Source organism: Prauserella salsuginis, from assembly GCF_024648885.1.
GTDB classification, from domain to species: Bacteria; Actinomycetota; Actinomycetes; order Mycobacteriales; family Pseudonocardiaceae; genus Prauserella; species Prauserella salsuginis.
In genome coordinates this window covers 115,926-141,096 of sequence record NZ_JANBBF010000015.1, presented here as the reverse complement: position 1 = coordinate 141,096, position 25,171 = coordinate 115,926, and the positions used below count along the sequence as shown (strand labels likewise).

At 72.0% G+C, this 25,171-nt stretch carries 27 protein-coding genes; 16 read left to right on the top strand and 11 right to left on the bottom strand.

Annotated elements, in window-relative coordinates:
* Window positions 1-116: 116 nt before the first annotated feature.
* The 3 genes from LY40_RS24775 (at window position 117) to LY40_RS24765 (ending at window position 3,738) form a co-directional block, all read left to right on the top strand.
* The gene (locus LY40_RS24775; RefSeq protein WP_258938309.1) at window positions 117-1,352 is read left to right on the top strand and encodes a glycosyltransferase family 4 protein; all 1,236 of its coding nucleotides are present in this window, start codon (window positions 117-119) and stop codon (window positions 1,350-1,352) included.
* 141 nt (window positions 1,353-1,493) lie between these two features.
* Complete coding sequence (locus LY40_RS24770; protein WP_183784934.1) at window positions 1,494-2,624, top strand: glycosyltransferase family 4 protein; 1,131 nt, start codon at window positions 1,494-1,496, stop codon at window positions 2,622-2,624.
* Window positions 2,625-2,874: 250 nt separating this feature from the next.
* Window positions 2,875-3,738: a glycosyltransferase family 2 protein gene (locus LY40_RS24765; RefSeq protein WP_183779260.1), complete on the top strand. Its 864-nt coding sequence runs from the start codon at window positions 2,875-2,877 to the stop codon at window positions 3,736-3,738.
* On the opposite strand, the gene LY40_RS24760 is transcribed toward LY40_RS24765, so the two are convergent.
* A complete protein-coding gene (locus LY40_RS24760) occupies window positions 3,739-4,512 on the bottom strand; it encodes an ABC transporter permease (protein WP_183779258.1) in 774 nt (257 codons plus the stop codon).
* Window positions 4,509-5,321: an ABC transporter ATP-binding protein gene (locus LY40_RS24755; protein ID WP_258938308.1), complete on the bottom strand. Its 813-nt coding sequence runs from the start codon at window positions 5,319-5,321 to the stop codon at window positions 4,509-4,511. The genes LY40_RS24760 and LY40_RS24755 overlap by 4 nt, the downstream gene beginning before the upstream one ends.
* Window positions 5,322-5,478: 157 nt before the next feature.
* On the opposite strand from LY40_RS24755, the gene LY40_RS24750 reads away from it, so the two are divergent.
* Entirely contained in the window at window positions 5,479-6,633 is a 1,155-nt protein-coding gene (locus tag LY40_RS24750; RefSeq protein WP_258938307.1) for a sensor histidine kinase, read from the top strand.
* Window positions 6,630-7,292, top strand: coding sequence for a response regulator (locus LY40_RS26455; protein ID WP_258938306.1), 663 nt, complete (start codon window positions 6,630-6,632; stop codon window positions 7,290-7,292). Before LY40_RS24750 ends, LY40_RS26455 begins: the two co-directional genes overlap by 4 nt.
* A 114-nt stretch (window positions 7,293-7,406) precedes the next feature.
* On the opposite strand, the gene LY40_RS26320 is transcribed toward LY40_RS26455, so the two are convergent.
* Complete coding sequence (locus tag LY40_RS26320) at window positions 7,407-8,048, bottom strand: hypothetical protein (RefSeq protein WP_307877155.1); 642 nt, start codon at window positions 8,046-8,048, stop codon at window positions 7,407-7,409.
* A 148-nt stretch (window positions 8,049-8,196) separates the two neighbouring features.
* On the opposite strand from LY40_RS26320, the gene manB reads away from it, so the two are divergent.
* Both manB and LY40_RS24730 read left to right on the top strand, forming a co-directional pair.
* Window positions 8,197-9,285: a mannose-1-phosphate guanylyltransferase gene (gene manB / locus LY40_RS24735; protein ID WP_258938305.1), complete on the top strand. Its 1,089-nt coding sequence runs from the start codon at window positions 8,197-8,199 to the stop codon at window positions 9,283-9,285.
* Window positions 9,278-10,174 (top strand): DNA-3-methyladenine glycosylase family protein, encoded by an 897-nt coding sequence (locus tag LY40_RS24730; RefSeq protein ID WP_258938304.1) that lies wholly within the window; start codon window positions 9,278-9,280, stop codon window positions 10,172-10,174. Before manB ends, LY40_RS24730 begins: the two co-directional genes overlap by 8 nt.
* A 472-nt stretch (window positions 10,175-10,646) precedes the next feature.
* Here the strand turns inward: LY40_RS24730 and LY40_RS24725 are convergent, their stop codons facing one another.
* Window positions 10,647-11,357, bottom strand: coding sequence for a GntR family transcriptional regulator (locus tag LY40_RS24725; RefSeq protein ID WP_258938303.1), 711 nt, complete (start codon window positions 11,355-11,357; stop codon window positions 10,647-10,649).
* A gap of 120 nt (window positions 11,358-11,477) precedes the next feature.
* Between LY40_RS24725 and LY40_RS24720 the strand changes: the two genes are divergently transcribed.
* The 4 genes from LY40_RS24720 to LY40_RS24705 are packed head-to-tail and all read left to right on the top strand — an operon-like array spanning window position 11,478 to window position 15,278.
* Window positions 11,478-12,836 carry an NRAMP family divalent metal transporter gene (locus LY40_RS24720; protein ID WP_258938302.1) on the top strand — a complete coding sequence of 453 codons (1,359 nt, stop codon included), beginning with the start codon at window positions 11,478-11,480 and terminating at the stop codon, window positions 12,834-12,836.
* Window positions 12,837-12,880: 44 nt separating this feature from the next.
* Complete coding sequence (pxpB, locus tag LY40_RS24715; protein WP_258938359.1) at window positions 12,881-13,543, top strand: 5-oxoprolinase subunit PxpB; 663 nt, start codon at window positions 12,881-12,883, stop codon at window positions 13,541-13,543.
* Window positions 13,540-14,484 (top strand): 5-oxoprolinase subunit C family protein, encoded by a 945-nt coding sequence (locus LY40_RS24710; protein ID WP_258938301.1) that lies wholly within the window; start codon window positions 13,540-13,542, stop codon window positions 14,482-14,484. Before pxpB ends, LY40_RS24710 begins: the two co-directional genes overlap by 4 nt.
* Window positions 14,481-15,278 carry a putative hydro-lyase gene (locus LY40_RS24705; protein ID WP_183779243.1) on the top strand — a complete coding sequence of 266 codons (798 nt, stop codon included), beginning with the start codon at window positions 14,481-14,483 and terminating at the stop codon, window positions 15,276-15,278. The genes LY40_RS24710 and LY40_RS24705 overlap by 4 nt, the downstream gene beginning before the upstream one ends.
* A 243-nt stretch (window positions 15,279-15,521) precedes the next feature.
* On the opposite strand, the gene LY40_RS24700 is transcribed toward LY40_RS24705, so the two are convergent.
* The 5 genes from LY40_RS24700 to LY40_RS24680 are packed head-to-tail and all read right to left on the bottom strand — an operon-like array spanning window position 15,522 to window position 19,658.
* Complete coding sequence (locus tag LY40_RS24700; protein WP_258938300.1) at window positions 15,522-15,896, bottom strand: GntR family transcriptional regulator; 375 nt, start codon at window positions 15,894-15,896, stop codon at window positions 15,522-15,524.
* Window positions 15,897-15,939: 43 nt separating this feature from the next.
* Complete coding sequence (locus tag LY40_RS24695; RefSeq protein ID WP_258938299.1) at window positions 15,940-16,479, bottom strand: NUDIX hydrolase; 540 nt, start codon at window positions 16,477-16,479, stop codon at window positions 15,940-15,942.
* Window positions 16,480-17,817 (bottom strand): coenzyme F420-0:L-glutamate ligase, encoded by a 1,338-nt coding sequence (locus LY40_RS24690; RefSeq protein WP_183779237.1) that lies wholly within the window; start codon window positions 17,815-17,817, stop codon window positions 16,480-16,482. It lies immediately after the preceding gene.
* Window positions 17,810-18,811, bottom strand: a complete 1,002-nt coding sequence (cofD, locus tag LY40_RS24685) for a 2-phospho-L-lactate transferase (protein WP_183779235.1) — start codon at window positions 18,809-18,811, stop codon at window positions 17,810-17,812. The genes LY40_RS24690 and cofD overlap by 8 nt, the downstream gene beginning before the upstream one ends.
* Window positions 18,812-18,854: 43 nt before the next feature.
* The gene (locus tag LY40_RS24680; protein WP_258938298.1) at window positions 18,855-19,658 is read right to left on the bottom strand and encodes a GNAT family N-acetyltransferase; all 804 of its coding nucleotides are present in this window, start codon (window positions 19,656-19,658) and stop codon (window positions 18,855-18,857) included.
* Window positions 19,659-19,695: 37 nt separating this feature from the next.
* Between LY40_RS24680 and LY40_RS24675 the strand changes: the two genes are divergently transcribed.
* From LY40_RS24675 to dapC, 3 genes are all read left to right on the top strand, one after another.
* A complete protein-coding gene (locus LY40_RS24675) occupies window positions 19,696-19,917 on the top strand; it encodes a hypothetical protein (RefSeq protein WP_258938297.1) in 222 nt (73 codons plus the stop codon).
* A gap of 148 nt (window positions 19,918-20,065) precedes the next feature.
* Window positions 20,066-20,389, top strand: a complete 324-nt coding sequence (fdxA, locus tag LY40_RS24670; protein ID WP_183779230.1) for a ferredoxin — start codon at window positions 20,066-20,068, stop codon at window positions 20,387-20,389.
* The gene (dapC, locus tag LY40_RS24665) at window positions 20,386-21,477 is read left to right on the top strand and encodes a succinyldiaminopimelate transaminase (protein ID WP_258938296.1); all 1,092 of its coding nucleotides are present in this window, start codon (window positions 20,386-20,388) and stop codon (window positions 21,475-21,477) included. The genes fdxA and dapC overlap by 4 nt, the downstream gene beginning before the upstream one ends.
* A 175-nt stretch (window positions 21,478-21,652) precedes the next feature.
* On the opposite strand, the gene dapD is transcribed toward dapC, so the two are convergent.
* Both dapD and LY40_RS24655 read right to left on the bottom strand, forming a co-directional pair.
* Window positions 21,653-22,639: a 2,3,4,5-tetrahydropyridine-2,6-dicarboxylate N-succinyltransferase gene (gene dapD / locus LY40_RS24660; RefSeq protein WP_258938295.1), complete on the bottom strand. Its 987-nt coding sequence runs from the start codon at window positions 22,637-22,639 to the stop codon at window positions 21,653-21,655.
* Between the two features lie 21 nt (window positions 22,640-22,660).
* On the bottom strand, window positions 22,661-23,134 hold the full coding sequence (locus LY40_RS24655; protein ID WP_258938294.1) for a hypothetical protein: 474 nt from the start codon (window positions 23,132-23,134) through the stop codon (window positions 22,661-22,663).
* A 117-nt stretch (window positions 23,135-23,251) separates the two neighbouring features.
* On the opposite strand from LY40_RS24655, the gene dapE reads away from it, so the two are divergent.
* Both dapE and LY40_RS24645 read left to right on the top strand, forming a co-directional pair.
* Window positions 23,252-24,325: a succinyl-diaminopimelate desuccinylase gene (gene dapE / locus LY40_RS24650; RefSeq protein ID WP_183779222.1), complete on the top strand. Its 1,074-nt coding sequence runs from the start codon at window positions 23,252-23,254 to the stop codon at window positions 24,323-24,325.
* A 54-nt stretch (window positions 24,326-24,379) separates the two neighbouring features.
* A complete protein-coding gene (locus LY40_RS24645) occupies window positions 24,380-25,171 on the top strand; it encodes an LOG family protein (protein WP_183779220.1) in 792 nt (263 codons plus the stop codon).

Genomic DNA, 25,171 nt, shown 5'->3' with positions numbered 1-25,171 from the left:
CGCCGGTCCGGCCACCGCCCCTCAAGGGCACGCAGCCGCGTGACTGTGTTCAACGCCCACGGGCACCTTCGGGGCACTCAACGCCCCGAAGGTGCCCTTGGGGGCAGAATGGCCGCGTGCGGGAGTTGACGGTCGTCGCCGAGCAGATGTTGGCGCCGGTGCCCGGCGGAACGGGCCGGTACACGGCGGAGCTGCTCCGTGCGCTGGCCGAGACCACGCCTGAAGGCTGGCGGGTGGGCGGCGTCGTGGCACGGCACCGCGACGTCGAGGCCGCGCGCGTGGCCGGTGTCGCGGGCCCGCGGGTGCTGCCGGTGCCTCGGCGCGTGCTGACCGAACTGTGGCGACGGGGAATCCCGTGGTGGCCAGGTGGTGACGCCGTCCACGCACCGACGCCCCTCGCGCCGCCCCGTGCGCCCCGCGGCCGCACGTTGTCGGTGACCGTGCACGACACCGTCCCGTGGACGCACCCCGAGACGCTGACCCCGCGCGGCGTCTCCTGGCACCGCGCCGCGATCACGACGGCGCTGCGCCGCGCGGACGCCGTGGCCGTGCCCACCCGCGCGGTCGCCGACGACCTCGCGCGCCACGTCAGCGGCCCCGCTCCCGTGCACGTCGTCGGCCACGGCACGACCACCTGGCCCGAACCGGCACAGCCCGAACCGGCACGGCCGGCATCGACACGGCCCGCATCGGCGGAGCCCGCATTGGCGGAGCCCGCATTGGCGGACCGCGTATCGGCGGACCCCGTATCGACGGGGTCCGAACCGGCAGGGTCCGCACCCCGACCGGCCGGCCTGCCGGAGCGGTACGTGCTCGCCGTCGGCACCGTCGAACCGCGCAAGGGCATCGACGTCCTGATCCGCGCGATGACCGGAGTCGGCGACGCGGCGCTCGTCCTGGCGGGCCAGCCCGGCTGGGGTGGCCTGGACCCACGCCGCGTCGCCGCCGATGCCGGCCTGTCGCCCGAGCGCATGCGCGTGCTCGGGCGACTCACCGACGCCGAACTGATCACCGTGCTACGCGGCGCGAGCGCCCTCGCCGCACCGAGTCTCGCCGAGGGTTTCGGTCTGCCCGTGCTGGAGGCGATGGCCGAAGGCGTGCCCGTGGTGCACTCGGACGCGCCCGCGCTGGTCGAGGTCGCAGGCGGTGCGGGCCGGTGCGTGCGCCGCGGCGACGCCGATGCGCTGGCCGCGGCGTTGCGGGAGGTCTTGGTCGGCGGCGAACACGCGAGGACGCTGGTGCGGGCGGGGCGTACGCGTGCGCGGGCGTTCACGTGGCGCGCCGCCGCGCAGGCGATCTGGCGGCTGCACACCGCGTCCCGCGACGAACTCACCGCGACGGCGGACGCCTGATCGGGGTCCCGCGGTCGCCGCCGACGTGGCCGACACGTCGCTGACCGGCTGTAATACCCCCGTGACCCCGTCGTGATTTTGGTGAACACCCGACACGCGCCGGTCGCGGAGTCGTACCCTGCTCGGGTGGCCGATCCCAGAGTGCTGATCGACGCCACCGCTGTGCCTGCCGACCGCGGTGGCGTCGGCAGATATGTCGACTCCCTGGTCGCCGCCCTCGACACCGACGGGGCGGCGATTTCCGTGGTGTGTCAGCCACGGGACACCGAGCTCTACGGCCGGCTCGCCCCGCACGCCGAGGTCGTGCCCGCCGCCGAGTCGACCGCCACCCGTACCGCCCGGCTCACGTGGGAGCAGACCACGCTCCCGCGCCTCGCCGGCAGGCTCGGCGCCGACGTCGTCCACTCCCCGCACTACACGATGCCGCTGGCCAGCCGCGCCGCCTCGGTGGTGACGCTGCACGACGCGACGTTCTTCACCGACGCCGTCCTGCACTCGTCGGTCAAGGCACGGTTCTTCCGCACGTGGACGTCGACCGCGCTGCGGCGGGCCGACGTCTGTGTCGTCCCCAGCGACGCCACCGCTCACGAACTCGCCCGCGTCACTCCGGCGGCGAGTGCCCGGGTGGAGGTCATCCACCACGGTGTCGACGAGGAGCGGTTCCACGTCCCCTCGCCGGACGAGACCAGGGCCGCACGCGAGGCGATCGGCATCGGCACCACTCCCTACGTCGCGTTCCTCGGCGCACTCGAACCGCGCAAGAACGTGCCCGCCCTGGTCCGCGGGTTCGCCCACGCCGTCGCGGACATGGCCGAGCCGCCCGCGCTCGTACTCGCCGGACAACCCGGCTGGGACCGGCAGGTCGAGTCCGCGCTCGATTCCGTGCCGCACCGGCTGCGGGTGATCCGCGCCGGTTACCTGCCGTTCGACGCCCTGGCCGGATTCCTCGGCGGCAGCGAACTCGTCGCGTATCCGAGCCTCGGGGAGGGGTTCGGGCTGCCGGTGCTCGAAGCGATGGCGTCCGGCGCCTGCGTCCTGACGACGCGGCGGTTGGCATTGCCCGAGGTCGGCGGCGACGCCGTGGCCTACTGCGGCGTCGGGGCCGGCGATGTCGCGGCCTCGCTGCGGGAGCTGCTCGACGACCCGGCGCGCCGTTCGCGGCTCGCATCGGCCGCACAGCGCCGGGCGAAGGACTTCTCGTGGTGTTCCACCGCCGAACGTCACCGGGAGGCCTACGACAAGGCGGCCCACGCCGCGGGCCTGCGGATCTGACGAGGCCGTCCCTCCGCGCGTGTCCTGCGTTCTTGCGCCGTGTTGAGTTTTCCAGGGCCCGTGTTGCGTTTTCGGGGGTCCGTTGCGCCTTCCGGGGCCGTGTAGCTCGCGCATAGTTGCCCGGCCGGCAATGTCGTGGCGCCGAGCGCGGGGAGGTTCGTGGCGTTGAACACCCCGAAGGTGCCCTTGGGGGCATCGGGGCATCGGGGGCATCGGGGGCATCGCAGAGCGGCGGGTGCAGAATGTGCGCGTGACCGAGCCGAAGACCTACGGTGACGGCGTCGCGGTGGTGACCGTGACGTACTCCCCGGGTGCGACCCTCGAACGTTTCCTCGACACGCTCGCCACGGCGACCGACCGTGACGTGCAGGTCGTCCTCGCCGACAACGGATCCGTCGACGGGGCGCCGGAGAAGGCCGCCGAGCGGGCGAACGTGCGGCTCGTTCCGATGGGCGAGAACCTCGGCTACGGCGCCGCTGCCAACCGCGGTGTCGCCGAACTCGCCGACGACGTCGGCTGGGTCGTCGTCGCCAACCCCGACCTCGAATGGGACGCCGGTTCCCTCGATGCGCTGCTCGACGTCACGCGGCGCTGGCCCCGCGGCGGTGCGTTCGGCCCGCTGATCCGCGAACCCGACGGCTCGGTGTATCCGTCGGCGCGGTTGCTGCCGTCGCCGGGCCGCGGGATCGGCCACGCCGTGTTCGGCAAGGTCTGGCCGTCCAACCCGTGGACCCGTGCCTACCGCCAGGAGAGCGGCGAGCCCACCGAACGCACCGCGGGCTGGCTGTCCGGGTCGTGCCAGCTGATCCGCCGCGAGGCGTTCGACTCGGTCGACGGGTTCGATCCGCGCTACTTCATGTACTTCGAGGACGTCGACCTCGGCGACCGCATCGCGAGGGCGGGTTGGCTCAACGTGTACGCCCCGTCGGCGGCCGTGATGCACATCGGCGGGGAGTCGACGTCGAAGGCGTCGGCGACGATGCTCGCCGTGCACCACGACAGCGCGTACCGCTATCTCGCGGACCGGCACCGCGGGCCCCAGTGGAAGCCGTTCCTCGCCGCCGTCAAACTCGGCCTGAAACTGCGGCTCAAACTGGAGACCCGCCGCGCCTGATCACTCCCAGCGGAACAGCCGCGCCGACACCGCCGCGGCGACCGCGGTGACGCCCGCGAGCGCTGCCAGCTGCGTGATGTCGAGCGGCCCGCCCGTCCATGCGGCCATCAGCGTGTCGAGCCCGGCACCGAACGGCAGGTACTCGCCGACCGCCGCGACGCCGTCGGGCAGGTTGCCGCGCGGGCCGAAGCCGCCGCCCAGCGCCATCATGGCGAAGAACGACACCAACCCGATCGCCAGCGCGGCATTCGGGGTCGGCGACACGGCAGCGACCAGCATGCCCAGCGCGAACATCGCCGCCGTCGTCAGCGTGAGGGCGAGTGCGAGGCCGAGCGGGTCCGCGGGCGCGGACAGTCCGAACAGCAGCGCTGCGACCACGACGACCAGCACGATCCCCGCCGCGGCCTGAGCCAGGCCGACCACGGCCTGTGCGACCAGCACCATCGCGGGTCTCGCCGGGGTGACGGCCAGCCGCCGGAGGATCTTGTACCGGCGGTAGGTCGCCAGGAACGACGGCATGTTGATCACGCCGACGGTCGCGATCGTCAGCACGATCACCATCGGCAGCACGTAGGCCAGCTGTTGCGACATGCCGCCGAGTCCGGGCACCGGCGGGGAATCGCCGTTGCCGTTCATCACCAGGAGCAGCAGCGGCAGACCGAGCGGGATCACCAGCCCTGCGGTGTCCCGGCGGACCATGCGTCCCTCGTGCGCGATGAGCGCCCGCCACGCCCGCAGGCCAGGGCCTCGCGACGTCGTCTCGGTGCCGGTCATGACCGCACCTGCCCGTCCGTGCCATCGGTGCCTGCACTGCCGAGGACATCGTCGAGCGCGATACCGCCGATTTCGGCACCGTCGTCGTCCAGCGAGTCGGAATCGGTCACCGCGAGGAACGCCTCGTCGAGGGTCGCGCCGGTGGCGTGGGTGCGTGCGACGAGCCCGTCCGGTGTGTCCAGTGCCGCGATCCGCCCACGGTCGAACACGGCGATGCGGTCGCACAGCCGCTGCGCCTCGTCCATGAAATGGGTGACCAGCAGGATCGTCACGCCCGCGGCCCGCACCTGCTCGATCAGGTCCCAGGTGTCACGCCGGGCGCGCGGGTCGAGCCCGCTGGTGAGCTCGTCCAGTACGGCCACGCGCGGTCTGCCGACGAGCGCCAGTGCGATCGACAGGCGCTGTAGCTGCCCTCCGGAGAGCTCGTCGACGAACGTGTCCCGCTTGTCGTCGATGCCGAGTTCCCCGAGCAGCCGTTCCGGATCGGCTCCGTCGGCGTAGAACGAGCGGTACAGCCGCACCAGTTCGCCCGCCGTGGCCTTGTCCGGCAGCGTCCCCTCCTGGAGCTGGACGCCGAGCACGGTGCGCACCGCCCTGCGGTCGCGCACCGGGTCGAGTCCGAGTACGCGCACCGTGCCCGTGTCGGGCGTGCGCAGGCCCTCGATGATCTCGACCGTCGTCGTCTTGCCCGCGCCGTTCCTGCCGAGGACGCCGAAGATCTCGCCCTGTTCGACGTCGAAGTCGACCCCGTCGACCGCGATCGTCTCGCCGTAGCGCTTGTGGATGTCTCTGACCTCGATGACGGCCATGCCGCCCGCCTTTCGTGAGCCGGGAGCGCCCGGTCGGCCTGCTGTCACCGGTGAACGTAGGGGCGGCACCGGGTCGTCGTCTGCTGCCGAAGGTCACGGTCGGCGGGCATGACTTTCGGCAGGTGTCCGCGCGCGGGCGTACTTCTAGACTCGGCGAATGGGCAAGGAACGCCTCGAAGTGGCGGTAGCGACGGCGGGCCTGGCGATCTACCTCGTCATCGGGCTGCCGATCATCGTCGTCGCGGTCTCGGGAGACGCGGCGGAGCCGGTCACGCGTGGCCCGTTCTGGCTGTGGCTGGTGTGTTATGCCGGGTTCCTCGTCGCGTTCGCGGCGACGGCGGTCACGGGTGAGCGCGGACACCGGGGCGGAGCCGCCGGGGGTGCCCTGCTCACCATGGTGTGCGGCGCCGGTGTCGTGCTGCTGTCCGGGGATCGTGGGGTGACGCCGATCCTGCTCGTGTTCGCCGCCGCGATCGCGGCGCAGTACGTCTCGGCGCGGATGGCCGTGGGGATCGTCGCGGGCAACACCGTGGTCGTGGCCGCCGCGGGACTGTGGCACGGGACCGGCGCACTCGACCTGCTGCTGACCACCTGCCTGTACGGCGTGCTGCAGGTGCTGTACCTGTTCACGACCTGGGCAGCGCAGCGTGAGCAGGAGGCCAACGAACGCCTCGCCGTCGCCCACGCCGAGCTGCGCAGCGCCACCGCGTTGCTCGCCGAGTCGAGCCAGTCCCAGGAGCGGCTGCGTATCGCGCGCGAGCTGCACGACCTGCTGGGGCACAAGCTCTCCGCGCTGGCACTGCAGCTGGAGACCGCGTCGCACCGCGTGACCGGGCCCGCGGGCGAGGACGTGGAGCGGGCGCGGTTGCTGGCGAAGGAACTGCTCACCGACGTCCGGTCGACGGTGGGGGAACTGCGGTCACGCCCGCCGGAACTGCGCGCGGCGTTGGAGACCGTCGTCCGCGAACTGCCGCGCCCCCGCGGTCACCTGACGGTCGCCGAGGACGTCGAGGTGGACGAGCAGCGGATCACCGTGCTCGTCCGCTGCACACAGGAGATCGTCACCAACGCCATCCGCCACTCCGACGCGGACAACCTGTGGCTCGACGTACGCGCCCGCCCCGGCGGCGGCGTGCTGCTCCGCGCCCGTGACGACGGGCGCGGCACCTCCGCGTTGCGGCTCGGCCACGGGCTCACCGGACTGACCGAACGGGCCGAGGAACTCGGAGGCTCGGTGACGTTCGACGGCCTCGACGGCTTCGCCGTCGAGGTCGACCTGCCGTCCTCGGCGGTGCCGGTGGCCGCCTCGTGATCGGGGTCTGCGTCGTCGACGACCAGACGCTCGTCCGGCAGGGCATCCGCAGCCTGCTGGGCCTCGCCGACGACGTCGCGGTCGTGGCCGAGGCGAGTGACGGCGACGAGGCCCTCGACGTGCTCGTCCGCGAACCTCCCGACGTACTGCTGCTCGACCTGCGTATGCCCCGGCGTGACGGCATCGCCACGCTCGAAGCGATGCGACGGCACGGGATCGACGTTCCCGCGCTGATCCTGACGACCTTCGACGACGACGAACTCGTGCTGAAGGCACTCCGCGCGGGAGCACGCGGCTACCTGCTGAAGGACGTCACGCTCGACCGGCTCGTGCACGCGATCCGCACCCTGGCCGGCGGCGGCTCGCTGGTGCAGCCCGCGCTCACCGAACGGCTCGTCCGCGCCGTCGAGGCCTCGGGCGAGGTCCCCGACTTCGCCGACCTGCCCGCCCCCGAACCACTGACCGAACGGGAACTGGAGATCCTGCGGCTGCTCGCGGGCGGTTTCAACAACCGCGAGATCGCCGACGCCGCCGGGCTCGCCGAGGGGACCGTGAAGAACCACGTGTCGAACGTGCTGATGAAGCTCTACGTCCGCGACCGCACCCGCGCCGTCCTCCGAGCCCTCGACCTCGGCCTGCTCACCGGAGGTGACGGCTGACGGTCCGGAACCCGCAGCCGGGCCGGGTGGTGCAGATCGGGCCGTGCACGCCGGGCGAAGCCGGTACGGACGGCCGCCGCGGCGGTAGCGGCACCGGCACGCGCCGGCCCGTTGTCACAGGCCTTCGAGCCGGCGGGCGAGTTCGGACGTGCCGGTGCCCGGTTCGACCTTCGTGGTGGGCACGAACCCGCCTCCGGCGTCGCCGGACCCGCTTCCCGCGTCCTCGCCCGTGGAATCGGCGGTGTCCGGCCCGTCGCCCGGCGTCCGGGAGGCGTTCGGGGCCACAGGGGTCACCGGAGCGCCGGTGAACGTCATGTCCGGCGGCGCGTCCGCGGTGTCGACCGGCTGGGCTCCGTGCGTGGCCAGCGGCTGGGTTCGCGCGTTCTCCGACAGTGCCGGCGCCGGGTCGCCCGGCCGCGCGTTCTGGGGAGCGGTGTTCTGGGTCGCGGCGTTCCCGGCAGCGGGGCCGGCGGTCCCGGCAGGCGACTCCGCGGCGGCCGCCGCAGCCTCCCGCTGGTTCAGCGGCACGGTCGGCGACGGCCGGGAGAGGTGACTCTCGTCGTTGCGCTCGATCACCGACGCGGGCACCTTGGCCGTGGCGTCGGGGTCCTGTTCGGCGGCGCTGCGGACGACCGAGGACGGGATGACCTGAGTGTCGGACGAGTCCATCGGCGACTGCATGTTGTCCGGCGTCACCACGCCCGAGCGCCGCTGCGCCCGAGCCAGTACGGCGTCCGCTCGATCGCGGGGGTCCATGCCCTCGCCCTCCCCGATGGTCGACCAGGCCCTCTCGGTGAAAGGGCCGCCGGATTCTGCCACTAGGGTAGGCCCTCCGGTTCGATACCGTCAGCGTTTCCCCCGGTTTGTCGCCGGCTGGCACGAGAAAGGGTAGGTGCAGGCTCGAATGGGGTCCTCGTCCGGAGGCGGTGCGGTCGACGCCGTGGTGCTCGTCGGCGGCAAAGGCACCAGGTTGCGCCCGCTGACCCTCTCCGCGCCGAAGCCGATGCTGCCGACGGCGGGTGTGCCGTTCCTGTCGCACCTGCTCTCACGGATCCGCGCGGCGGGGATCACACATGTGGTTCTCGGCACGTCGTACCAGGCCGAGGTGTTCGAGGAGCACTTCGGTGACGGCGGCGCGCTCGGCCTGGACCTCGAATACGTCGTCGAGGACGAACCGCTCGACACCGGCGGGGCGATCCGCAACGTCCACGAGCGGCTGCGCGGCGACGACGTCGTGATCTTCAACGGTGACATCCTGTCCGGGACCGACATCGGCGCGCTCGTCGGCACGCACCGCGACGCGGGCGCCGACGTCACTCTGCACCTGCAGCGCGTCGCCGACCCGAGCCGGTTCGGCTCCGTTCCCACCGACGCCGACGGCCGGGTGAAGGCATTCCTCGAGAAGACAACGAATCCGCCGACGGACCAGGTCAACGCCGGGTGCTACGTGTTCCGGCGCGAGATCGTCGGCGGGATCCCGGCGGGCAGGCGGGTGTCGGTCGAGCGGGAGACGTTCCCCGGACTGCTCGAGGCGGGCGCCCACGTGCACGGGTTCGTCGACGATTCGTACTGGCTCGACGTCGGCACCCCCGAGACGTTCGTGCAGGGAAGCGCCGACCTGGTGCGCGGTGTCGCGCCGACGTCGGCACTGGCGGGGCCGACGGGGGAGTCGCTCCGGCTCGCGGGCGCGTCCGTGGCGGCCGACGCGGAGGTCACGGGCGGGTCCACGCTCGGTGCGGATTCCGTCGTGGGCACCGGTGCGCGGGTCGAGGGGTCTGTCCTGTTCGACGGCGCCGTGGTCGAGGCGGGAGCGGTGGTGGAGCGGTCCGTGCTGGGCGCGGGTTCCCGCGTGGGCGAGGGTGCGGTGTTGCGCGGTGTCGCCGTCGGCGACGGTGCGGGCGTCGGCGCGGGCTGTGAACTCCTCGACGGCGCGCGCGTGTGGCCGAAGATGGACCTGCCACCCGGTGCGATCCGGTTCTCCAGCGATGTGTGAACGCCGGTGGCGGCCCGAATTCGACGTCGACCTCGACGCCGTGCTGGCGCCGCTGCGGCGCGGACATGCCGACCCGTGTTTCCGGCGTGACGGCGGAGTTTGGCTGACGGCGAACACCGCGGGCGGTCCCGCGACGCTGCGTCTGTCGCGATCCGATGTGGACATAGTCGGCATCGCGTGGGGTGACGGTGCCGAGGCGGTCCTTGACGGACTGCCCGCCTTGCTGGGCGCCGACGACGATGACTCCGGTTTCGTGTCCCATCACGACGCGGTCGCGCGGGCGCGGCGGGCACTTCCGCGGCTGCGACTGGGTGCGACGCGGCGGGTGTGGGACGTGCTCGTGCCCGCGGTGCTGGAGCAGAAGGTGACCGGATACGAGGCGCGCCGGTCGTGGCGTGAGCTGTGCCGCCGGTTCGGGGAGCCCGCTCCGGGGCCTGCGCCGGGCGGTATGCGCGTACCGCCGACGCCTGCAGCTGTTTTGTCCATTGTGGATTGGAATTGGCACCGGTCCGGTGTGGATTCGGCGCGCAGGAGGGCGCTGCGTGCTGCGGCGACCGTCGCGGGGCGTCTGGAAGAGGCCGTGTCACTGGGCGGTGCGGAGGGCCGGCGCCTGTTGCGGACCGTGCCGGGTATCGGCGTCTGGACGGCCGCAGAGGTGGCGCAGCGGGCGTGGGGCGACGCCGACGCGGTCAGCTTCGGCGACTTCCACATCCCTGCGGTCGTCGGCCACGCCCTGCTCGGCCGCGAACTCGACGATGCCGGTATGCACGAGGTCCTCGCCCCGTACGCCCCGCATCGCCACCGCGTGGTGCGCTACCTCGAAGCGGCGGGGCACACGCGCCCGCGTTACGGCCCCCGTTATCCGATCCGCGACTATCGAGCCATCTGACGCGCGTGTCCTGCACCCAGCACCGCGTGTCCTGCGTTCAGTACCGCATGTCCTGCGTTCAGACTGCCCGTGGTGCCCCGCCCGTCGCCAGGCTGCCGGCCCCTCATCGACGCGTGCCCGCGCGATGTGCCCAACGGTCCGTGTTGTCTTCTCCAGGGGCCGTGTTGCGTTTCCCGGGGCACGGACTGTCCTCCATGCCTGCACTGGGCCGCGATGGCGGCGGGCATCGCGGATCGCGTGTGGGATGTCGGCGACGACATCATGACCTCGGCGCGCTCCTTGCATCGGTTCCGGAACAGCACGGGCCCGCGTTCTCGGCGGCACTCGAGACGCGGGCGGAGTACCTTGCATCCCGCCCGCGGCCGGACGTATCCCTCACGTATTCGGCCGCAGAACACGTGTGCCTGAATGCAGGACACGGGCGTCTGAGTGCAGAACACGCGGGTCCGAATGCAGGACACGCGGGAGAGCGTCAGGCGAAGGCGTCCAGGAGTTGCCGCTGGGCCGTGGTGAGGTAGTCGTCCAGGGCGTGGGCGGCGGCGTCGAGGTCGCCGTCGGCCAGCAGGCGAGCGATGCGGCGGTTCAGCTCGATGTACGGCTCGTGGAACCTGCGCAGCGCCGACGTCGCGTGGAAAGCCAATCGCAGTTCCGCCGTCAGCTGCTGCATGATCTCGTCGGCCCGCGGGCTGCCGGCGAGCGCCGTGATCGCCTGGTGGAAGCGCATGTTCGCGGTGCCCACGTCCAGCCAGCGCTCCTTGGCGGCGGCCTCCTCGGCCGCCGTGATCGCCGAGGTGATCGCCGCCAACCGCTCCTGCGGGATGTCCGATGCCGCTCTGATCGCTCCCGTCTCCAGTAGGCGGCGGGTGCGGTACAGGTCGGTCACGTCGTCGGCGTCCAGCACGCGGACGAACACGCCGCGGTGAAATTCGTGCACCAGGAGCCGTTCGTGCACCAGCAGCCGGAACGCCTCGCGCAGTGTGTTCCGTGACACCCCGAGTGCCTTGCCCGCGCTGTGCTCGGACAGTCGGGTGCCCGGGCGCAGCCGCCCGTCGATGATCCACTGCCGTAGCGCATCGGCGACCCGCTCGGCCGTGCTGGTTCGGTCGAGCACCGAGCGGTTATCCGCGAGCAGGTCGGACCAGGGGTCGGCGTCGGCCTGGTCGGGTGTGCTGGGGCTGCCCATCGGCGGGTGTCGACCTCCGTGTGTCGGGACCACGAAGTGTACCAATCAAATTGCCCCCTTGTCGGATTGTTGAACAACTCGCTACCGTTTTGCGAAACCCCTCGACCCCGGGAGACCGATATGGCCGACCACGTGGGCAGCGGCGAAGACCGCAACAACGTCGGCGACAACGACGACAACGGCGACCGCGACGACGGCACCACCGGCGGGAACAGCGCCGGCACCGACGAGCAGACAGGAGCCGGCGCGCCGGCCGGAACGGACGCGAAGACCGGCAAGGGCGCGCTGGCAGGCGCCACTTCGCGTGGGGCACTGGCCGGTGCGATCTTCCTGATGGCCACGAGCGCCATCGGGCCCGGCTTCATCACCCAGACCACCGAGTTCACCGCGCAGCTCGGCGCAGCGTTCGCGTTCGCGATCCTCATCTCGATCGTCGTCGACATCGCGGTGCAGCTGAACGTCTGGCGCGTCATCGGCGTCTCCGGGCTGCGCGCGCAGGAGCTCGGCAACAAGGTGCTGCCCGGCATCGGCTATCTGATGGCTGCGCTCGTCGTGGTCGGCGGGCTCGTGTTCAACATCGGCAACGTCGCGGGCACCTCGCTCGGGCTCGACGCGCTGTTCGGGCTCGACGTGAAGATCGGCGGGACGATTTCCGCGGTCATCGCGATCGCCATCTTCGCGAGCAAACGCGCGGGCGTCGCGATGGACCGGCTCGTCGTCGTGCTCGGCTTCGTGATGATCGCGCTGACGACGTACGTCGCGGTCGTCTCGTCCCCGCCCGTGGGCGAGGCCATGACGCAGGCGGTCGTGCCCGACACGATCGACGTCCTGGTGATCACCACCTTGATCGGAGGGACCGTCGGCGGCTACATCACGTATGCGGGCGCCCACCGGCTCATCGACTCGGGCGTCAGCGGCCCCGACGAGGTCGCGCGCGTGTCCCGCAGTTCCGTGACGGCGTTGCTGGTCACGGGTGTCATGCGGGTGGTGCTGTTCCTGGCGATCCTCGGTGTCGTCGCCGGAGGCGCGACGCTGGCGGGCGGAAACCCGACCGCGGAGGCGTTCGGCCACGCGGCGGGTGAGGTCGGCATGCGCCTGTTCGGCATGGTGCTGTGGGCGGCCGGCATCACGTCGGTCATCGGGGCGTCCTACACGTCGGTGTCGTTCCTCGTGTCGTTCTCGCCTGCGTTGAAGCGGCGGCAGAATTGGCTCGTCGCCGGGTTCATCGTCGTCTCGGCGGTGGGCTTCGTCCTGCTCGACCAGGCACCGACGACGCTGCTGATCCTCGCGGGCGCGCTCAACGGGTTGATCCTGCCCGTCGGGTTCGGCGTGGTGATGTGGGTCGCGGGGCGGCGCAGCGATCTGCTCGGCGGCTACCGGTATCCACGCTGGCTGCTGGTCATCGGTGTGGCGGCCTGGCTGTTGACGTTGTATCTCGGGTGGCATTCGCTCAGCGGCGTCGCGGACCTGTGGAGCTGACGCGACCGGGCGCCGGGCTGGAGGAGCCGATGGACACGACCACGCTGCGGGTGCTGCCGTGCGGGGACACGGCGCTGCTCGTCGAGGCGGCCGGACTCGACGACGTCCTGGCACTGCACGCGGCGCTCGACGCCGACCGGCCCGCCGGTGTCGTCGACCTCGTCCCGGCGGCCCGGACGTTGCTGTTGCGGTTCGATCCCGGCCGCACCGACGCCGCCGCCGTGGAACGGGCCGTACGAGAGGCGAAACCCGTTGCGGTGGCGCGGTCCGACGGCGAGCTGCTGGAGATTCCCGTCGTCTACGACGGTCCCGACCTCGCCGACGTCGCCCACCACACCGGACTGTCCGAACGCGACGTGATCGCCGAACACACCGGACACGACTGGACGGTCGCCTTCGGCGGGTTCGCACCCGGCTTCGGCTACCTGACCGGCGGGTCGCCGAGGCTCGAGGTGCCGCGCCGCGCCGAGTCACGCACCCGAGTGCCCACCGGAGCCGTCGCGCTGGCCGGCACGTTCAGCGGCGTCTACCCGCGCTCCTCACCCGGCGGATGGCAGCTCATCGGCCACACCGACCTCGTGACCTGGGACGTCGACCGCGACCCGCCGGCACTGCTGCGGCCCGGCGTGCGCGTGCGGTTCGTGGCGGTCGAACCCGGACAGCCCGCGGACTCGCGAACGGCTCGGACGGCAGGAGGTGACGCGTGACGGGTCTCGACGTCCTCGCCCCCGGTCCACTGGCGACGGTGCAGGATCTGGGCAGGCCGGGAAACGCGGGCATCGGCGTCGGTGTCTCGGGCGCCGCCGACCGCGGATCGCTGCGGCTGGCGAACCGGCTCGTCGGCAACGACGAGGACGCGGCCTGCGTCGAAGTCACCTTCGGCGGATTCGTCGCCAGAGCGCAGGGGCCGCTGACGGTCGCGGTGACGGGGGCGCCGTGCCCGGTCACCGTGGCGGGCCGCGGCGCGGCGCCGGACAGCGTGCTGCGCGTACCCGCAGGGGCGGAGATCCGCCTCGGTGCGCCCCCGCGTGGCCTGCGCAGCTACCTCGCCGTGCGCGGCGGACTGGCCCCGGCGGCCGTGCTCGGATCGCGGTCGACCGACCTGCTGTCCGGCCTCGGCCCGCAGCTGCTGCGCGAAGGCGACGTGCTGCCCGTCGGACCCGCGCCCGCGCGGTTCCCCGTCGTCGACGGTGCCCCGGGACGTCCGATCGCCGAGGCCGAAGCGACGCTGCGGGTCGTCACCGGCCCGCGCGACGACTGGTTCACCTCCCGTGCCTTGCAGACGTTGCTGACCGAGCCCTACATCGTGACGTCGGAATGCGACCGTGTCGGCGCGCGGCTCGACGGTCCCGAACTGGCACGCGCGGGCGTGGGCGAACTGCCGAGCGAAGGCATGGTGCCGGGCGCATTGCAGGTGCCGCCCTCGGGGAAGCCGACCCTGTTTCTCGCCGACCATCCCGTCACCGGTGGTTATCCGGTGATCGCCGTGGTCGTCGCCTCCGATGTGGACGCCGCGGCCCAGCTGCGGCCCGGGACGCGGGTGCGATTCGTCCGGGCCCGCACATCGCACCCCGCCACACCGCGATCAGGCGCCGTGTGGCCGTCCGCGAACCGGTCTGCACCGTCGAGCTCAGGGAGGCCGTCATGACCGCATCACGCACCCCGGACGCGTTCACCGATCCGCGCGAGGCACGGGGCGCCTACCGTGACGGCCTGCGGACGCCAACGGCCGGTCACTGTCCGGGATGGACACAGGCGAACCTGATCTCGCTGCCGCAGCCGATCGCCGAGGACTTCCACCGCTTCGCCACGCGCAACCCGCAGGCGTGCCCGGTCCTCGGGGTCACCGAGCCCGGCGAGGTGTCGCTGCCGATCTTCGACGGTGACCTGCGCCGCGACCTGCCCGCCTACCGGGTGTACGAACACGGCGAGCTCGTCGGCGAACGCACCGACGTCGTCGACCTGTGGCGCACCGATCTCGTCACGTTCCTCATCGGCTGCAGCTTCACGTTCGAAGCCGCGCTGCTGGAGACCGGTGTGCCCGTACGGCACATCGAGGACGGCGGCAACGTGCCGATGTACACCACGTCGGTGGCGTGCCGCCCGGCAGGTCGTATGGCGGGGCCGCTGGTGGTGTCGATGCGCCCGATCCCGGCAGGCCTGGTCGAGCGGGCTGTCCGGGTGACGGCGCGTTACCCGCGGGTGCACGGTGCGCCCGTCCACGTCGGACAGCCCGGGCTCATCGGGATCGACGACCTCGCGCGGCCCGATTTCGGCGATCCGGTGCGCATCGAACCCGGCGAGGTGCCCGTGTTCTGGGCCTGCGGGGTGACCCCGCAGGCGGCGGTGATGCGTTCGAAGCCGCCGTTGGCGATCGGCCACGCGCCCGGGCACATGGCGATCACCGACGCCCGCGACACGGACTACCTCGTCGGCGGCTGACCCGCCGGACGCCGCTCCGGCGGCGCGGCCGGGCTCGGGAATCCGCAACCCGCAACCCGGTCCCGGGAACCGCAACCCGGTCCCCGCAACCCGCAACCCGGTCCCCGGGAACCGCAACACGAGCTCCGGAAAGCGCAACACGACGGTTGCCGCCTACGGGTCACCCGCGACTTGTTCGCGGCTGCCTCGTCGGGGTGGGCGACGGGTGGGAACAACCCGGGGTTCCGCGGGAGGACAGGAGCGTCAGTGGGAGCGGATGGCGGCGGTGACGATGGCGATGGCCTCGTCGTCGCTCAACCCGAGCTTGTGTGCCGTGTCGGCGTACCGCCGGGCGGCGTCGCGGGCGCGGATCCGCGTGCGGTCACCGGTGGCGGCGACGAACGTGCCCGAACGGCCCTTGGTCTCGATCAGGCCCGCTTCTTCGAGTTCGCGGTAGGCGCGGGCGATCGTGTTCGCGGCGATGCCGACCTCGGCGGCGAGGCTGCGCACGGTGGGCAGTTTCGTGCCGACGGCGAGCGCGCCGTCGTTGATCTTCGTGGCGATCTCGGTGCGCACCTGTTCGTACGGCGGCACCTTGGACTCCGGGTCGACGCCGACCAGCGGCTCCGTCTGGCTCATCGCCGGAAACCCTCGCATGCCCGGGTTGACGCGGGCAAACTCGTCACGTCCTGTCGAGCGCGGCGGCCACGAGCTCGGTGAGGTCCTCGGTGCCGGGCGGCAGCGCGCGCACCGGCCACCAGCGCAGGTCGTCGGACTCGTCGCTGGCCACCGGCTCGGCGCCCGCGGGTGCACGCACGAGGAACTGCACGTCGAAATGCCGTGTGGGTATGCCGAGTGAGCAGGTGATCGGGTGGACGTCGAGCCGCAGCGGGTCGTCCTCGATCGTCAGCCCGGACATGCCCGATTCCTCGGTCGCCTCCCGCAGTGCCGCCGCGGTCAGCGACGGGTCCTCGGGTTCACAGTGCCCGCCGAGCTGCAGCCATCGGCCGACCCGCGGATGCAACGTCAGCAGGACGTGCTCGCCTGCGGTGTCCAGCACGATCGCCGACGCCGTCAGGTGGCCCGCTTCGCACGAGCGCGCACACGCGTCCGGGCGTGCGGCGAGAAGGCCGAGGTAGGCCTGCCGCAGCGATTCCTGGGCGGCCGTGTCGGGTTTCCAGGTGTCCAGTGTGGACGTCGCGGCGGTGTGCAGGGCGTCCATTCACAGCTCCAGGTATCCGTCGTCGAGATCACGGGGTGGGCGCGGGGCGAGCGGTTCGGGCGGATGTCCGACGGCGACGGCGCCCAGCGGCCGCCACGACGGGTCGATCCCGAGGCTCGTGTGGACGACGTCGGCGGCGAAGATGGTCGAACCGATCCAGCACGAGCCGAGTCCCTCGGCGGCCAGCGCGACCAGCAGGGCCTGGACGGCCGCGCCGCCCGCGACCGTGAACATCGTGTTCTCGCAGGCGCCCCGCCGCTCGTCGGGATACGTGTGGGCGCCGTCCGGCACGAGGAAGGGAACGATCACCTCGGGCGCTTCGAAGAGGATGTCCCCGCGCTGCAGGCGTTTCTCGATCTGTTCGTCGGTGAAGCCGTCCGCCGTCAGGTCGCTGCGCCACGCCTCGCGCATCGCTTCGAGCAGTTTCGTCCGCGTGCCCGTCTCGCGCAGCCGGACGAACCGCACCGGGCGGGTGTGGTGCGGTGCGGGCGCCGTGAGTGCCGCGCCGACGGCACGCCGCAGCGCCTCGGGGTCCACGGTGTCGCCGGTGAACTCGCGCACCGACCGCCGTGTCAGCACCGCTTCCCGCCTGCCCTGGGCGATCGCCTCGTTGGTGCCGAGCCGGAACAGGTCGTAGTCGGCGGGCCGCACCAGGTCGCGTGCCGTCGACTGCTCGTCGCCGACCTCCAGGCCGCGCACCACCGCGACCGGTAGTCCGCCGAGCTTGCCCTTGACCAGGTCGGCGGCCGAGGCGATCTCGTCGGCCACGGCGATCTCGGTGACCGCCAGCTCGTTGCCGTGGTCGTCGACCTCGCCCTCGTAGGCGTGCAGGACGCGCAGCCCGGAGGCACCGATCGTCTCGTCGGTCTGGCCGTTGCGCCATGCCCGGCCCATCGTGTCGGTGATGAGCACGGCGACCTCGACCCCGAGACGCTCGCGCAGGCCGCGTCGCAGTGCGAGCGCCGAGGCGTCCGGGTCGTAGGGCAGGAGCGCGATCTCGTCGAGGTTCACGTTGGACGCGTCGACGCCCGCGGCGGCCTGCACGATCCCGTTGCGGTTCTGGGTGATGAGTGTCCGCCCGATCCGCGCCAGGACGCGTTCGGACTCGGCGTCGATCAGCTCGCGCCGGGCGGCGTCGCGCTCGTCCGGATCGGACGGCACCCTGACCAGCCTGCCCTCCGCCTTGGACACGATCTTGCTCGTGACCACCACGACGTCGCCCGAGCGCAGCCAGGGCGCGGCGGCGGCGATCGCACCCGTGAGGTCGTCGCCGGGGCGGAACTCCGGCAGTCCCTCGACGGGCAGGATCTCGACGCGCCCGCCCGCGTGGTCAGTCAAAATGCACCCCGGCCAGTTCGAGCGCGTCTCGCGCCATCTGCGCTGTGGCGTCCACATCGGACATCATGATCGGCACCGCGCGCACCGCGACGCCCGGCACGTCGACTCGCTCGCCCGAGTGCACCAGCCAGCCGTCGAGCAGGCCCTCGTCGGAGGTCTGCCGCGAGCCGTAGTGCGCACCCACGGCCTCGGCGGAGGTCTCCACCCCGATCGCGGACAGGCACGCGTCGCCCATGCCGCGCAGCACCTTCCCGCCGATGATCGGGGACACGCCGACCACACCCGCCTCGGTCTTGCGCAGTGCCTCACGGATGCCGGGCACGGCCAGCACCGACCCGATCGACACCACGGGGTTGGACGGCGCGAACAACACCGCGTCCGCCTCGGCGATCGCCTCGAGCACCCCCGGCGCCGGAGCGGCCTCCTCCGCGCCGACCGGCACGATCGAATGCGCCGGCGGCTCGGCCCGGTGCCGCACCCACCACTCCTGGAAGTGGATGGCCTTCCGCTTCGTCGCGTCCTCGGGGTCGTCGATGACGATGTGCGTCTCCACCCGGTCGTCCGACATCGGCAGCAGCCGCACGCCGGGCTGCCAACGGGCGCACAGCGCCTCGGTGACCGCCGACAGCGGATAGCCCGCGCGGATCATCCGCGAGCGCACCAGGTGTGTGGCGATGTCCTTGTCGCCGAGCGAGAACCACGTCGGATCCGCGTTGTAGGCCTCCAGCTCGGCCTTCACCGACCACGTCTCGTCGGCGTGACCCCAGCCACGCTCGGTGTCGACGCCGCCACCGAGCGTGTACATGCACGTGTCGAGGTCGGGGCAGATCCGCAGCCCGTGCATCCACACGTCGTCGCCGGTGTTCACCAGCGCCGTGACCTCGTGTTCCGACCCCGCGTCCGGTTCTCCCGTCGGCGGCAGCCCCAGCGCGGCTTTGACCCCCAGCAGGAAGCGGGCACCGCCCACTCCGCCGACCACGACCACGACCTTCACGACCCTGCCTCTTTCGTCGCCTGTGCCTGACCCCTCGTCTTCCCTACAGCGCTCGATCCTCGCACGGCACCCAGTAGCGATATCGGTGGTGTTCGCGGAAACCGAGCCGGTCGTAGAGGGCCAGCGCGCCGGCGTTGTCGGCGGCGACCTGGAGCACGCACGCGGAGGCGCCGTGGCGCCCGCCCCAGGTGCCGATCGCGGCCATCAGTGCCCGCGCCAGGCCCCGCCTGCGGTGCTCAGGGCGCACGGCGAGGCGCGCGACGAGCAGCAGCCCGTCGGCGACGGCTCCTCGCACGGCCGCGCGGGCTCCGTCGGGACCGTGCACCAGCCCGTAGCCGACCGCGTCGCCGCCGGTGAGGACGGCCCGTTCGGCGTCGGTGGGCCCGGACCTGCCGATCGTCAGCTCCCACCAGCCGGCCAGCGGCTCGGCGAGTACCTCGACGCGGTGGTCCGCGGGCTCCGCGTCCGGCCTGGCCTCGGTGGTCGGCGGTCGCCCGGTGCCGCGGGGGTCGCCGCCCCGCGGGACGGCCGGGCCGAGCAGCACCGCGACGTCATTGCCCGCGGCGTGGTCCTCGCACGGTCGCCACCCGAACCGAGGCAGGTCACGTTCCACGGGCGAGTTCTGCACGGCCTGCAACATCGGAGGGATGGCATGCTGGTGGGCGAAGTCACACACTGAGGCCAGTGCGTCGGGCAGGGGCAGGCCGGGATCGTCGACGGCGAGGGCGCTGTTGGCACGGCCGGTGAAACCGCCGGCAGCCCGCAGTCGCCACTCGCCGAGCGGCTCGTCGACCTGGGCCGGCCACGCGTCGGCACAGGCCCGTTCGATGCGCATCGCACTGATCACACCGACATGGGTACCGCGCACGGGCGAGAGGAGAGGCATGAATATCTCGCGCAGGGACGACCGTCACAACGCCGACCTCGCGAAGGAGATCTCCGACAGCTTCAACCGCGCCATCGGGCAGCGCAGGACCGACGACCCCGAGACCGGCGAGAACCCGGACGACACGGAGAGTGCCGGCGCCGAAACCCAGGAGCAGCTGTCACCACAGTTCGTGATCACCGGTGACCGCCGCGATACCGGACGTAAGCGACGCTCGTGAGCGTTGTTCGTCACGTCGTCGTTGTCGCCCGGATAAGGGTGGCCTGGCCGTAGGATGCCTGCCGACACCACGTAATGTCCGAAGGTGGCCGCCATGATGCGGACCGGCCGAGGCTGCTAAAGGAACACAGCAACAGCAGGAGAACGCAGTGACCTACGTTATCGCCGAGCCGTGCGTCGACTTGCTCGACAAGGCATGCATCGACGAATGCCCCGTCGACTGCATCTACGAGGGCGACCGGATGCTCTACATCCACCCCGACGAGTGCGTCGATTGCGGTGCCTGCGAGCCGGTGTGCCCCGTGGAAGCGATCTACTACGAGGACGACGTCCCCGACGAGTGGGCCAGCTACACCAAGGCGAACGTGGACTTCTTCGACGAGCTCGGTTCGCCGGGAGGGGCGTCCAAGGTCGGCAAGACCTCGCACGACCCGCAGTGGATCAAGGACCTGCCGCCGCAGTCGCACGAATGACCCGGCTCCAGCTGCCCGGCTTCCCCTGGGACTCGCTGGCCGGACACACCGCACGGGCGAAAGCGCACCCGGACGGCATCGTCGACCTGTCGGTCGGCACACCGGTCGACCCGGTGCCCGGTGCCGTGCGGGACGCGCTCGCGTCCGTGTCGGACCTGCCCGGCTATCCGACCACGCACGGCACGCCGGAGCTGCGGGAGGCGGCCGTCGCGGCGCTGAGCCGCAGGCACGGCGTCACCGGTGTGGAGCCGGACTCGGTGTTGCCCACGATCGGTTCGAAGGAACTGGTCGCGTGGCTGCCGACGCTGCTGGGAGCGGCCGCGGGCGACGTCGTCGTCATCCCGGAACTCGCGTACCCGACGTACGAGGTCGGGGCGCTGATCGCCGGTGCGGCCGCCCGCCGCGCCGACAGCCTGACCGCGCTCGGGCCCGAAACGCCCGCGATGGTCTGGCTGAACTCCCCGTCGAACCCGTCCGGCCGCGTGCTGGGCGTCGATCACCTGCGCAAGGTCGTCGACTGGGCCCGTGAACGTGGTGTCGTCGTGGTCTCCGACGAGTGCTACCTCGCGCTCGGCTGGGATGCCGAGCCCGTGTCGATCCTGCACCCCGACGTGTGCGGCGGCAGCCACGAGGGGCTGCTCGCGGTGCACTCGCTGTCGAAGTCGGCCAACCTCGCGAGCTACCGCGCCGGCTTCGTCACCGGAGACCCCGCGTTGGTCGCCGACCTGCTGGCCGTCCGCAAACACGCGGGCATGATCGTGCCGCGGCCCGTGCAGGAGGCCATGCGCGTGGCGCTCGCCGACGACGCGCTGCTGGACCGGCAGCGCGAGCTGTACCTCTCCCGGCGTGAGCTGCTGCGCGAGGCACTGACCGGTGCGAGCTTCCGCATCGACCACTCCGAAGCGGGGCTGTACCTCTGGGCCACGCGGGGCGAATCGGCCGACGACACGGTCGCGTGGCTCGCCGAGCGCGGCATCCTCGTCGCTCCCGGCACGTTCTACGGCCCCGGCGGCGGTTCACACGTGCGGGTCGCCCTGACCGCCACCGACGAACGCGTCGCCACCGCCGCGAAACGCCTCTCGGAGTAGTCCGCCGTACCGGCTGCGGCCGGGTAGCGCGCACCTGTCGCGCCCGCCCCTGTTGCGCCCCCCGGGCCCCGTGTTGCGCTTTCCGGGGATCGTGTTGTCGTTTCCGGGGACACGCGCGGAAACGACAACGCCGCCGGGCTCGCAAGCCCGGCGGCGTCCTCGTTCGCGGTTCCGGTCAGTCGTTGGCGTGCAGGGCCTCGTTGAGTTCGATGCCCGTGCCGTTGCGCGGCACCACTTCGACGGCGCCGGTGGCCGAGTTGCGGCGGAACAGCACGTTCGAGATGCCCGACAGCTCGCCTGCCTTCACGGCCTTGCCGTCGACGAGCACCTTCGTGCCCGCCGTGACGTACAGGCCCGCTTCCACCACCGAGTCGTCCCCGAGCGAGATGCCCACGCCGCCGTTGGCGCCCAGCAGGCAGCGCTCACCGATGGAGATGACCTCCTTGCCACCGCCGGACAGCGTGCCCATGATCGACGCGCCGCCGCCGACGTCGGAGCCGTCGCCCACGACGACACCCGCCGAGATGCGGCCCTCGACCATCGACGCACCGAGCGTGCCGGCGTTGAAGTTCACGAAGCCCTCGTGCATCACGGTCGTGCCGCTGGCGAGGTGCGCGCCGAGGCGCACACGGTCGGCGTCACCGATCCGCACGCCGCTCGGCGTCACGTAGTCGACCATGCGCGGGAACTTGTCGACGCTGTACACGGTCACCGGGCCACGTGCGCGCAAGCGCATGCGCGTCGCCTCGAAGCCCTCCACCGGGCACGGCCCGTGATTGGTCCACACCACATTGGACAGGAAGCCGAACTGCCCGTCCAGGCTCACCCCGTGCGGCTGCACGAGCCGGTGGGAGAGCAGGTGCAGGCGCAGGTAGACGTCGTGCCCGTCGACGGGGGCCGTCGCGAGGTTCGCCGCCGTGGTGCGCACGGCCACGACTTCGACGCCCCGGGCGTCGTCCGTGCCCAACAGCGAGGCGACCTCGGGGCCGAGCGACTCCGCGGCCTCCTCGGTCGACAGCCGTACCGTGCCGGACTCGGCGGCGGGTTCGGTCAGCCGCGGGTGCGGGAACCACGTGTCCAGCACCGTGCCGGACGCCGTGACGGTGGCCAGGCCGACGCCGCTCGCGCCGGTCGTTTCGGGATCAGGGGTCTGCTCACTCACGCCGTAACGGTAACCCGCACGTCAGCCGCCCTGCCCGGACACCTCGGGCAGGCTCTGCATCTCGGACTGCACGTCTCCGAGGGCGCTGGCGATGTCCTGCAACGTCTGCGTGCACGCCTCGTCGTCGGTGCTGCCGCCCGCGCTGCGCCCGCACTGCGCGCTGTTGTACGTCGACAGGGCCTGGTCGAGGGTCTTCGCGGCCTCGGTCAGCCCCGCGTGGTCTTCGCGGCCGTGCTCGCCCCGCGCGACGTCCCGCGCCGAGCCGGCGATGCTGCCCAGCTGGGTGACGTACTTCTCGCACGCCGTCGGTTCGATGTCGGCGGGCGAGCGGTAGCAGACGTCCTCGGTCAGCGCCCGCACCTTCGTCGCCAGGGCCGCGGGCCCGGGATCCTCGCCGCCGCCTCCGCTCGGCATCGGACCGGCCTCGCGGGAACACGCCGATGCCAGCACCACGAGTACGCCTGCCACGGCCACGAGCAATGTCCGGATACGCACGTGTTCACCGTACGCATCTCCCGCATGTGACCGCCGCCACCCGTGCCGTCGCTTCCGCCGGTCGCCCACGGCCGCCACGCGGTCGGCGACGTACGCCGCACGACTAGTGTGCTCACCATGGCCACGCTCGATCTGCACGCCGACCCCGTCGACCTGACCGCCGCTCTGGTGGACATCCCGTCCGAATCCACCCACGAGCAGACGATCGCGGACGCGGTCGAGGCGGCGCTGCGCAGTCAGGCGCCGCACCTCGAGGTCGTCCGGAACGGGGATGCAGTGTTGGCCAGGACGAACCTGGGCAGGCCGTCCCGGGTCGTGCTGGCGGGCCACCTGGACACGGTGCCCGAGAACGCGAACCTGCCCAGCCGCCGCAGCGACGACGGCACGACCATGTACGGCCTCGGCACGGTCGACATGAAGGGCGGCGACGCGGTGTTCCTGCACCTGGCTGCGACGCTCACCGAACCGGAGCGCGACATCACGTTCGTCTTCTACGACTGCGAGGAGATCGACGCCAGCCGCAACGGCCTCGGCCGCATCCAGCGGGAGGCGCCCGAGTGGCTGCGCGGAGACCTCGCGATCGTGGGGGAGCCGTCGAACGCGTCGATCGAGGCGGGTTGCCAGGGCACGATGCGGGTCGACGTGACGACCTCGGGCGAGCGGGCGCACACCGCGCGTGCCTGGATGGGCGTCAACGCCATTCACGCGCTCGGCGAACCGCTGCGCAGGCTCGAACGGTACGAACCGCGGGTGGTCGACATCGACGGGCTGACCTATCGCGAGGGTCTGCAGGCCGTGCGGGTCGGCGGCGGCGTGGCGGGCAACGTCGTGCCGGACGCCGCGGTGCTGGGAGTCAACCACCGGTTCGCCCCGGACCGCACCACCGAGGAGGCCGAAGCGCACCTGCGCGAGGTGTTCGAGGGCTACGAGGTGACGGTCGTCGACGTCTCACCGAGCGCGCGGCCCGGGCTGTCGGAGCCGGCGGCGAAGGAACTCGTCGCGGCGGCCGGCGGCACGGCGACCGCCAAGCTCGGCTGGACCGACGTCGCCCGGTTCTCCGCACTCGGCATGCCCGCGGTCAACTTCGGCCCCGGCGACCCGACGTTCGCGCACACACAGGCCGAGCAGGTCGCCGTCGCCGACATCACACGGCACGCCGACGTGCTGCGGCGGTTCCTCACCGGCGGCTGACGAGCGGCTCGCCCGAACACCAGCGCACCCGCGGCGCCTCGTAGGCTTTGAGGGGTGACCGACGTCGTGAACAACCCCGGTGACCCGGGCGAGAACGAATACCCGTCCGAAGCGTTCCGCGGGCCGATCGTGCTGCGCCGCGAGCAGAAGACCGGCCCTGGTTCGACCACCGACCAGCGCCTGCTCGACTCGCGCGGGCCGAGCGACTGGGTGCACACCGACCCGTGGCGGGTGCTGCGGATCCAGGCGGAGTTCGTCGAGGGTTTCGGCGCGCTCGCCGAGGTGCCGCGGGCCGTGACCGTGTTCGGCTCGGCGCGCACGGACCGCGAATCCCCCGAGTACGCCGCGGGCGTTGAGATCGGTGCGCAACTGGCCCGTTGCGGGTTCGCCGCGATCACCGGTGGCGGTCCGGGTGCGATGGAAGCCGTCAATCGGGGCGCCTCCGAGGCCGGCGGGCTGTCGATCGGTCTCGGCATCGAGCTGCCGTTCGAGCAGGGCCTGAATCCGTGGGTCGACCTGGGCGTGAACTTCCGGTACTTCTTCGCCCGCAAGACGATGTTCATCAAGTACTCGCAGGCGTTCATCTGCCTGCCGGGTGGGTTCGGCACGCTGGACGAGCTGTTCGAAGCGCTGACGCTCGTGCAGACGAAGAAGGTGACCAAGTTCCCCGTGGTGCTGTTCGGCACCGAGTACTGGGGCGGGCTGTACAACTGGATCCGCGACACGGTGCTCGACAACGGGAAGATCGGCGAGCACGACGCCGACCTGCTGTACCTCACCGACGACGTCGACGACGCGGTGAAGGTCGTGCAGGAGTCGTACCAGGCTTGGGAGGACACGCACTAG